Source organism: Vibrio sp. 10N.247.310.23, from assembly GCF_041467155.1.
Lineage (GTDB): Bacteria > Pseudomonadota > Gammaproteobacteria > Enterobacterales > Vibrionaceae > Vibrio > Vibrio crassostreae_C.
In genome coordinates this window covers 1-10,843 of sequence record NZ_JBFSTZ010000051.1, presented here as the reverse complement: position 1 = coordinate 10,843, position 10,843 = coordinate 1, and the positions used below count along the sequence as shown (strand labels likewise).

Annotated in this window: 7 protein-coding genes; 2 read left to right on the top strand and 5 right to left on the bottom strand. The window is 45.6% G+C overall.

Features of this window, described 5'->3' with window-relative positions; all coding sequences use genetic code 11:
* Positions 1-377 precede the first annotated feature (377 nt).
* Entirely contained in the window at positions 378-635 is a 258-nt protein-coding gene (locus tag AB6D93_RS23035; RefSeq protein WP_102333474.1) for a hypothetical protein, read from the top strand.
* A gap of 126 nt (positions 636-761) precedes the next feature.
* Here AB6D93_RS23035 and AB6D93_RS23030 read toward each other — a convergent pair whose 3' ends face one another.
* The 5 genes from AB6D93_RS23030 to AB6D93_RS23010 form a co-directional block, all read right to left on the bottom strand.
* Entirely contained in the window at positions 762-1,316 is a 555-nt protein-coding gene (locus tag AB6D93_RS23030) for a copper-binding protein (RefSeq protein WP_102333473.1), read from the bottom strand.
* A gap of 106 nt (positions 1,317-1,422) precedes the next feature.
* Entirely contained in the window at positions 1,423-4,566 is a 3,144-nt protein-coding gene (locus AB6D93_RS23025; RefSeq protein WP_102333472.1) for an efflux RND transporter permease subunit, read from the bottom strand.
* Positions 4,563-6,293, bottom strand: a complete 1,731-nt coding sequence (locus AB6D93_RS23020) for an efflux RND transporter periplasmic adaptor subunit (protein WP_102333471.1) — start codon at positions 6,291-6,293, stop codon at positions 4,563-4,565. The genes AB6D93_RS23025 and AB6D93_RS23020 overlap by 4 nt, the downstream gene beginning before the upstream one ends.
* 11 nt (positions 6,294-6,304) lie before the next feature.
* Complete coding sequence (locus tag AB6D93_RS23015; protein WP_102333470.1) at positions 6,305-7,747, bottom strand: TolC family protein; 1,443 nt, start codon at positions 7,745-7,747, stop codon at positions 6,305-6,307.
* 99 nt (positions 7,748-7,846) lie between these two features.
* Positions 7,847-8,311 (bottom strand): hypothetical protein, encoded by a 465-nt coding sequence (locus AB6D93_RS23010; protein ID WP_017064449.1) that lies wholly within the window; start codon positions 8,309-8,311, stop codon positions 7,847-7,849.
* A 233-nt stretch (positions 8,312-8,544) separates the two neighbouring features.
* On the opposite strand from AB6D93_RS23010, the gene AB6D93_RS23005 reads away from it, so the two are divergent.
* Positions 8,545-10,843 (top strand): VCBS domain-containing protein (locus tag AB6D93_RS23005; protein WP_372159210.1); only part of this gene is annotated, 2,299 nt, incomplete at its 3' end.

Genomic DNA, 10,843 nt, shown 5'->3' with positions numbered 1-10,843 from the left:
ACCTCAGCCTTCCAAGCTGATGATGCGGGTTCGATTCCCGCTGCACGCTCCAACTTCTCCTTAAGCTTCATTACGCACTTTCTTCCAGCGACACCCTATTCAAAAATTTTCGCCGTTTGCTAAGTCCATAATCATTAAATCTATACTGACTAAACTTATTTTATTTAAGCTTAGATTGACGAATCAACGCTAAGTGACCAACCAAAGCTATTAACTCCTTAAATTGCTTCGTATTTCTGACACCTATCCAAATCACACATTGCAGTTCAGCTTTTAATGATTTTCAAAATTGTTCCAATTTAATAATCTTGGTCAATATCTGCAAAAATCATTGTGGTAATGTGCGCGCATTAGCAACAACCCACAAAATAATAAAAATGTTTAAAATCAATAAGTTAACAATTAACATCGAAGCAATTAATGTCGCGTTAGCAAAAGTTGAAAATGCCAATAAAATTCAGCTAGATACATTGAAAGGTTATGTGAACAGCGAGCCTGAACAGGCTGTACTGGCTTTTCGATCGCTGAATGAAGCAGAGTCAATCGATGACAAGTTTAAAAAGATCATGGCAGAGCTACCGCATCTGAGCGGCGAAGCACACCATCTGCTTGAAACTTCTATCTTGCTACAGTGACTATAAATAAAGATAAGCCTCAGCGAATCCCTCACAGCAAAGCGCTTTAGGTATAAGTTAAGACTTATCTTTAATTTTCTAGCCCTCATTGAATTTCTAATTCAACAAAGCGCTATTGATTAACGTCTAAAGCGTTAACGACTTCACCATACCCGCTTCAGCGTGACCAGGGATATTGCACGCTAACTCTACGTTATTATCACCATAGAAATGCCACAGCAATTGCTTCGCTTTACCCGGCTTAACTGTAACTGTGCTACCCGAGTCATGGGCGTGATTACCCGTGTTTTTCATCATTTCACGGTGCTCTAGCTGCTCTGAAGCAGAACCAATCGAGAATTCGTGATCAATCTTGCCCGTATTCATCACAACGAACTGCACCACATCGTTCGGCTCAATTTCGACCTTGTTCTTAAAGGTAATTTTCATATCGTCACTTAGCAGAACATGAACCACTTTATCCGGCTTTGCGCCTGTCGCAGGCATACCCACTTCAGACATGCCTTCCATATTCATCATCGAATGGTCCATCTTTCCATCCTTCATCATGCTGTGATCCATTTTTGAATGATCCATCTCTCCACTCTTCATCATCGAGTGGTCCATATTCGAATGGTCCATTTCAGCAAAAGCCGTTGCAGTAGTTAACGTCAGTGCAATCGCAATAAGTGTCTTTTTCATGATCGTTCCTTAGATTAATTCAGTTATTTATTTGTTAGTTTCAAATGTTCATGTGGTACGCCCTTACTCACTCTGTTTTGGTAAGTAAGGGCTAATAATCAATACGTTATTTGTTTGTCTCGTTTTGGCTATGCATAATCTCACGCTGTTTCCAGAGCTTAAAGATTGCAGGCAACACCAGTAGGGTAAGCAACAGTGCCGACGCCATTCCGCCTATCATCGGCGCGGCAATTCGCTGCATCACTTCAGAGCCCGTTCCCTCGCCATACATAATTGGAATGAGGCCAATGATCACCGTAAGTACTGTCATCATCACTGGGCGAACACGCAGTCCTGCACCCTCACGAATCGCATCCGTTAAGTCTTCACTCTGAAGTGCTTGCTGGTTCTGCTCCGCATCCAATTTTTTGTAGTGCCATGCTTGGTTTAGGTAGACCAACATAATGACGCCTATCTCAACAGCTACCCCGGCAAGGGCGATAAAGCCCACACCCACCGCAATCGAGAAGTTGTAATTGAGGACATGCATCAGCCATAAACCACCCACCATTGCGAGTGGCAATGTCAGCATGATCATCATCACTTCACCGACACGGCGGAAGCTCAAATACAGCAGCAACATAATGATGGCAATGGTGATAGGCACGACCACACTTAAGCGATCTTTGGCGCGTTCCATGTACTCGTATTGACCAGACCAAGCCAGTGAGTAACCCGCAGGCAAAACAATTTGATCTGTAACGACTTTTTGTGCCTCTGCCACATAAGAACCAAGGTCACGCCCTTCGATATCCACGAACACCCAACCATTAGGACGCGCATTCTCTGTTTTGATCATCGGAGGGCCATCTTCATATCGAATATCCGCGACATCAGAAAGCGCGATACGAGCACCGTTTGGTGTCACTAACGGTAGGTTCTGTAACTTAACGACAGAATCACGATAGCTTTGTGGATAACGAACATTGATTGGATAACGCTCTAGCCCCTCAACGGTTTCACCCACGTTCATGCCACCAACCGCAGTCGAAATAACCTGTTGCACTTCTTTAATGCTCAAGCCATATCGCGCAGCAGAACGACGTTTGATGTCTATCGTGACATAGCGACCACCAGCCACACGTTCGGCATACACAGAAGCCGTACCGCTAACACCATTTAAGATAGGTTCGAGCTGAGAGCCAATGTCCTCTATAACACTCAGATCTGGCCCTGCTATTTTGATTCCGATTGGCGTTTTAATACCGGTCGCTAACATGTCGATCCGAGTCTTGATTGGCATAACCCATGCGTTAGTCAAACCGGGGAATTGAATCAGATCATCAAACTCTTTTCGTAGCGACTCAGTAGTGACGCCGTCACGCCATTCATCTCGTGGTTTAAGCTGAATAACCGTTTCAATCATAGTCAGTGGCGCAGGATCGGTTGCTGTCTCTGCTCGGCCAATTTTGCCCCACGTGGTTTCGACTTCTGGAATGGTTTTGATGAGTTTGTTGGTTTGTTGCAACAACTCACGCGCTTTACCAATTGAAATACCCGGATACGTGGTTGGCATGTACATCAAATCTCCTTCGTCCAAAGGAGGGATGAACTCGCTGCCAAGTTTACTGGTTGGGTAATAAGCAGACGCCATTAAGCCAAGTGCGATAACAATCATCACCTTTGGATATTTTAGGCTGAGGTTCAGAAGCGGTTTGTACATCGCCACTAGGCTGCGGTTGACTGGGTTTTTGTGTTCAGGCAACACGTTACCGCGAATGAAGTAACCCATTAGCACAGGCACAAGCGTGATAGCCAAACCCGCCGCTGCGGCCATCGCATACGTCTTGGTAAACGCAAGTGGCGAGAACATCTTGCCCTCTTGCCCTTCTAGCGCGAACACAGGCACAAAACTCAAGGTAATGATAATCAGAGAGAAGAACAGCGGCGCGCCAACTTCTTCTGCTGCCTTACCAATCACTTGCCAACGGTTTTTGTCAGTGAGCGGAGTCCGTTCAATGTGTTTATGAACGTTCTCGATCATCACGATGGCACCATCCACCATGGCGCCAATCGCAATCGCTATACCGCCAAGAGACATGATATTGGCGTTAATACCCTGCCAATGCATCACAATGAATGCACCCAAGATACCAACAGGCAGGCTTAGTGCGATAACCAGTGATGAGCGGATATGGAACAAGAACAGCGCACACACCACGGCGACCACGATGAACTCTTCAGCCAGCTTCTTCCAAAGGTTTTCAACGGCTGAATCAATCAAAGTCGAACGGTCATAAGTCGCGACAATCTCGACACCATCAGGCAAGCCAGCTTGCAGTTCAGCGAGTTTGGATTTAACCGAGTCGATCACTTCACTGGCATTTTCACCAAAGCGCATCACGATAACGCCGCCAACCGCCTCGCCCTCACCATTGAGTTCCGAGATACCACGACGCATTTGTGGGCCAAGGTTAATGTCAGCAATGTCACCTAATAGCAGCGGAGTACCTTTGTCGGTCACTTTTAGCGGCAGAGATTGAATATCTTCGATGCTTGTCAGGTAACCGGTGGTCCGAACCATATGTTCGGCTTCCGCAATCTCAACAACAGACGCTCCTGTTTCTTGATTACCATCTTGGATTGCCTTGTTGACTTGCTGAAGCGTTAGGTCGTAAGCACGTAACTTGGCAGGATCAATCTGTACTTGGTACTGCTTCACCATGCCACCAACGGTCGCCACTTCAGACACGCCTTCTACAGTTTGCAATTCATACTTCAAGAACCAATCTTGCAAACTACGAAGTTCCGCTAAGTCATGCTGACCGGTTTTATCTTGCAACACGTAGCTGTAAACCCAGCCCACACCGGTTGCATCTGGCCCTAGTGTTGGCTTGGCACTCGATGGCAAGTTAGGTGCAACTTGGCTTAAGTACTCCAGCACTCGTGAACGTGCCCAGTACATATCAGTATCGTCATTGAAGATGATATAGACATAGGAATCACCAAAGAACGAGTAGCCACGAACCGTTTCAGCACCCGGTACAGCTAACATGGCAGTGGTCAATGGATAAGTCACCTGATCTTCGACCACTTGTGGCGCTTGCCCCGGATAACTGGTTTTGATAATTACCTGAACATCTGATAAATCTGGAATGGCATCGACCGGTGTATTTTTAACGCTGTATAAGCCGCCAAATACGATGGCTACAGTAGCAACCAGCACTAAGAAGCGGTTGCTAATAGACCAGCGAATGATTGCATTGATCATAGTTCGCCCTCACCCGCTTCTAAAGATTTGAGCACATAATCAGAACCCTGCTTCGCCACTAGAAACCGAATAGTTTGACCCTCGGCAAACTCAGATAAATCAAGGTCATCACTGGCTTGGAAATTCATTTCACCCGCTTTCCAATTCCACTCAGGGACTGGCTGATGTTTTACGGTGATCATGCCAAAATCTGCCATCAACATGGTAATGTCACCCGTTACCCAAACTTCGCCGGCGATCTTGTGTTTGTTGACCTTGTAATCAACAACCTCGTATTGCCCTGACTCTGTCTTTCGCATCTCAAAGTCAACTGCCTTACCACGTTGCACGTCACTCATGTCCAAGCCTTCCGCAAAGGTGAAATTCATCACCATGCCCGGCCAATCCCATTCAGGAACAGGCTGATGGTTAATCGTCACCATGCGACTGCCTTGCATAACGTCGGAAATTTCGCCATTTGCCCACACGGTTTCAGCTTCTTCTTCAACGCCATTGATGCGTGACAGATCAGCAGATTGGCTCGATTCAGAATCCAACATGAAGTGTGCAGAAGTGACAATGTTTTCACCTTGCTCTAGCCCTTGAAGCACCTCTATTTTTTCGCCAGCTTCACGACCAACCTCAATACGAGCAGAGCGATACTTGCCAGAACCTTCTGACATCACCACTCGAGTCATACCACCGGAGTGAATCACCGAAGATCTTGGGATAGTAAGAACCGCTTCATCACTAATGGGTTTCAGCGCAATATTTGCAAACATATTTGGCTTAAGCTCGCCATGGGGATTGGAGAACTTCAAACGAACGCGCAAGGTTCGAGTTTTCGGGTCCAGAATTGGGTAGACATAATCGACGTTGCCCTGCCACTCCTTACCGGGAATCGCATCCAGTGTCATTTCGGCATTGCTGCCTGATGAGATCCAGTGTGCTTGGCGCTCAAACACCTCAGCATCAACCCATACCTCGCCTAATGGGCCAGCACTGATCACCGCTTGTGCAGGTGAAAGATAACCACCTTCTCGAATATTCAGGCTAGCGATGACACCATCCGCAGGCGCTTTGATTTCGATGGTTTGCGAGGCTTTCCCTTTACGAGCGATCGATCGTATCTGCGCTTTATCTACACCTAGGGTGACCAAGCGTTCAGTCGAGCCCTTGATCAAACCTTTACGACCCGTTTTATAAGCACTGATCAACTCTTCTTGTGCTTTAACAAGCTCTGGAGAATAGAGTGTGAAAAGTACATCACCTTTGTTTACCTTCTCACCCACTGCGTTGATGTAGAGCTTCTCAACCCAACCAGCTGCTCTTACGTTGGTTTGCCACAATGTACTTTCATCGAACGTCACATAACCCACGGTTTCAATGCGCGGTGATAGCGCTTCTCGTGTGACTTGTGCGGTTTTCACGCCAAGGTTATTTTCCACGGAAGAATCAATAAACACGGTTCCGGGCTTATCTTTAGCTCCGCCGTTCACATCGTCTGCATACACAGGGATAAGATCCATCCCCATTGGCGACTGGCCCGGCTTATCACGCTGATAATTTGGGTCCATCGGAGCTACCCAATACAAAGGCTCATCCTTGGTTTGTTTACTTACTTCGGCGCCTGTACTCGTTGCCATTGCTGACATGTTATGTGCTGACCCAACGACAAAGTGATTCACACCAAAACCCAATGCACCACCGACCAATAAAGCGATTGTTGCTACTTTTACTGAACTCATTGTCTATTCCCTTATTGATTGGCTGTGTGTTTAGTTGCGCTTGAATTGAGTTGTGGTTGGTTTACTTGGTATTCAAAGCCACTGACTAACGCCGCCAGTTTGCTGTTAACGATGTTGAGATCGGTGATCAAACGTTGTTGCTCTAACTTAAGCGCCAGCTCATCGGTCGTTGCTAAAATGACATCGTTAAACTGAGCGGTATTGTTTTGATAGCCCCTTTCAACCGCGCTGATTCGTGCTGCGGTTTGAGGAAGCAAGGACGTTTGATAGCGATCTAATCGCTGGATCAGATTTGATCTGTCCACCAGCAATGCATTCACTTGCGCGTTCATTTGGGAAAGTAAGGTGTCTTTTTGAGATTTAGCCGCACCAACTTGATACTGAGCAGCCGATAAGTTTTTATCTTGTCGATTCCCCGTAAACAGCGGGATGTCGACTGTCAGATAAGCACTCACCAGATCAGAAGCTGGTTCACCCGCCATGTTATTGGCTTGACGGTGTGCATACATCACTTCCACCCCAAATTGTGGGGTATAAGCTTGCTCGGCTAACTCAACCTGAGTTTGATTAGAGGAAATACTGACATCGGAGATCTTAACCAAAGGATGGTCAGTCAGTAGCTGGTAGTGCTTGGTTGAATCGATATTGGTCGCTAATTTGCTTTCCAACAATGACCAATCGATTTGGTTAGTTGCATTCAGTGTGCCCTGAGAATCAAGAACCTGAGAGCCTAGCCAATCAGAACCCAACCATTCAGAAAGCTGAGAGATTAGACGACGCTGAACCTGCTGGTTTGCCTGAAGTTTCTCATCAAGCTTGCTCACTTGGAGCTGAGCATTAAGCAGATCTTGCGCTTCGCTTTTACCAATCGAGTAATTGGTTTGTACATAGTTTTCAAGCTCAACCAACAAACGACGATTTTGACGAATCACCGACTCAGCCTTTTGCTGATAACCTAACTTAAGCCAAAGCTGCGTCATGCTATTCGCAACCGTCAATTCTCTTGCTTGCACCTGCAAAGCTAAAGCATCTGCCTGTTGGCCTGCCTTTTTTTGTTGAAGGTTAAGCGTATCGCCACGCTCAAACTGCTGCATCAACCCTACCGATATATTGGTCATCGGGTCTTCGTCGAATTGAAAACTATCGACAGGCAAACCGCCAAATCCAACTTTTAATTTAGGATCCATTAAGGTCGAGCTGGCAATGCCCGTTTCTCGCATCGCTTGAGACTGAGCAAAGTACTGTTTGCGATTTCCATCTTCGCTTAAAGCAATCTCAATCAGTGTATTGAGTTGCTGCGTCGAGCTTGCTTGGTCATGTGCTGAAATGTGTTGAGCATTTGAAGCTGACGCCGTGGTAGCCGCGAGCGTAGCACTTGAAAACAAGGCCATAGGCAAGGTAGCAGCAACCACTAAGCTCGTGTTCATGACAAACACAGAGGTTGTTGGTTTCATATTCACAATGAATGTCCATATCTAACGCTAATTAGCGCATAAAAAAGAATGGCTTATCAGATTTATCTAACTGATAGAGCTGTATTTTTAGATATAGATTTATGCGGAAGGTGGGCGTAGCAAAGATTGAGCGCGTGCGACTTTCTGGCCAATCGTGACCGATTGAAAACGAGCTAATGAAAAGGAAAGTTGATCAACGGCTTGAACAGCCTGAATTGGATAGGGACTTGCAGAACACATTGAGGCACAGCAATCGACACTCGAACAATGGTTACCCATCATCGAGCTACCGTCTTCGCTCATTGAAGACATATCGCATTGAGCCATCAAAGCATGGGCACTCATGTTAGAGTCTTCAGCGTGTACTTCTTCACTCATCACATGACACCCCGCCATTGAATCATTAACCGAAGTATCGCTGTGGTAACAAGCCGACTTGCTCGACCCCATTTCCATCATCATTACTTCAGTCATCAAGGCTGAGGAGCTTGAGGCATAGCTAGACATCAACATCGCAATGATGCTGAAAACAATAATCCAAGTTTTTCGGAATGTGTTTGTCATAGCTTACCTTTGAATTTACACCGCAACTATAAACGTTACCCTTAGGGTAAGGTCAATGCCATTGTGCCGATATTTGCCTGACCGTTGAAAAAGTATTCATCCTCTCTTTCATCAAAATGAGATAATTCTTCGACTTTGCAGTTTTTTCTTTAAAAATTATCCAATTAGCTAGCGAAACCTCTATCTGTGTATTTTACTTAAGATAGTGCAACCACGATTCACGGATGATAAAAATGGCTAACAAAAAAAACGTCGAAGCAAACAAGAAAAATACAGAAATCAAAAATAAGAAAAGTAACAAGCTAGAACAAAAGAAACCAACACAAAAAAAGAAGCGCAGACTGCATTCACATCTAAAAGTGAATATCCCACTTTTTCAGTCACTCATGATGATTTTGCCATCATTGGCTAAACACGCTGCTGCGGAAAGTATAGACAATTCCAGCGACGCTGCAGATCAAGTAACCGCAAATAACGTGACCGAAAAAGATGTCACCGATGACCATAGCAAGGCGGACTCATCAGCGGTTGCTCTCCAAGAAGCTCAGACGAGTGACAGCGACGTAAACTCCACCTTAAGTGCAAGTCATGCCGCCCATGGTTCGAGCTCTCACTTGGTTCCTTCTCATCATTTGTCGACGCTTTCTCACCCGCAAGTCCATTACATTCCTTCGGTATCGATGCCGACTATCTCCTCAGGGAGTAACGGTCAGCCGACTCATTCGAATGCGCCTACGACGCCCGCTTTACCCGTCACCTTTATGCCAGAAGTCATAAAAGGTACGTACGGAGAGCTTCATGTTGATGCAAATGGTCAATACACATTCGTATTGAATCCAAATTCTCCTCAATACATCCTGTTAAACCAGCACCAACCAGGTACTGATCATTTTGCGTTACATCTATCTAATGGCTCGAGCATCATTGTTCAGATACCGGTAACAGGTAAGCAAGACACGCCAAATATTTCTGGAGACTTAACAGGTGTGGTAACAGAAGATCACAATATTGATTCACAAGGCTTGTTACATGCGAACGGCAAAATCGATGTCATAGACCCTGACCAAAATGAAAGTTCGGTTACGCCGGAAGTTATCTCAGGTAAATATGGTTCATTAACTATCGATGCTGATGGACATTGGCAGTATCAAGTTGATAACTCGCTCTCTAATGTTCAAGCTTTAACCGCAGCCACTTCACTGCATGAAAGTTTCACAATTCACACCAAAGATGGCACACCGCAAACGATCGATATGACAATAGGTGGCAACGATGACAATGCCGTAATTACGGGTGTGGATGCTGGCACGTTAACTGAAGATTTAACGACACAAGTTCAAGGGCAGCTTTCGGTAACGGACTCTGATCTTGGAGAAGATCATTTTCAGGCATCACAAGTAACTAGCAATTTCGGTACGCTAAGCATCACCAAAGACGGTGCGTGGACATACAATTTAGACAACAATAACCCAGTAGTTCAAAGACTTGGCCAAGGTTCAACTGCGACAGACATCGTCACTGTTCACTCTGCCGACGGTACACCTCACAACGTAACTATCAACGTGAGAGGCACTAATGATAATCCAGTAGTAAGCAGTCAATCTCCACACCTCCCCTCAAAGGCAAATATTAGTGCACCTCCTTCGGGACTGGGGAAAACCATATATGAGGATGTAAATGTGCAAAATGGCCATTTACATACCGGCGGTCAATTACATGTTGATGATAAAGACTTCAACGAATCAACATTTTTGCCTGAGAATCTACATGGGGCTTATGGCGAATTAAAACTTACGAGTCAAGGCACTTGGTCTTACATTGCTAACAATAACAATCCGAATATAGAACAACTGAATAATGGCGACACGCTAACCGAGCGCTTTAAAATACATACAAAAGATGGATCGGTATTTGAACTTAATGTTTATATCAATGGCACCAACGATAAAGCGACGGTCAGTACAGCAACGGTCAGTATAGATGAAACCGACAGAGCGGTAACGGCTTCAGGTACGCTAACCAGTACTGACGTGGATAACCCAGACAATACCTTCACGCCAGGTTCCATTGCAGGCACAAATGGCGACCTCACCATTGATGTCAATGGTCATTGGGCGTTCACCGCCAACAGCGCGTTTAATAAATTGAACGTCGGCGATAAAGTCGAAGAAACCTTCACGGTGTCATCCATCGATGGCACACCGTCGACCATAAAAGTGACGATCAATGGCACCAATGATAAAGCTACTGTCAGCAGTGCGACCGTCGCCATCGATGAAACCGACAAAGCGGTAACGACATCAGGAACATTGAACAGTACCGACGTAGATAATCCAGATAATGCATTCACACCGGATTCAATTACTGGCACCAACGGTGACCTGACTATTGATGCCAATGGTCATTGGTCGTTCACCGCCAACAGTGCGTTTAACCAATTAAACGTCGGCGATAAAGTTGAAGAAACCTTCACGGTGTCGTCTATTGATGGCACAACGTCAACGGTCAAAGTGACGATTAACGGCACTAACG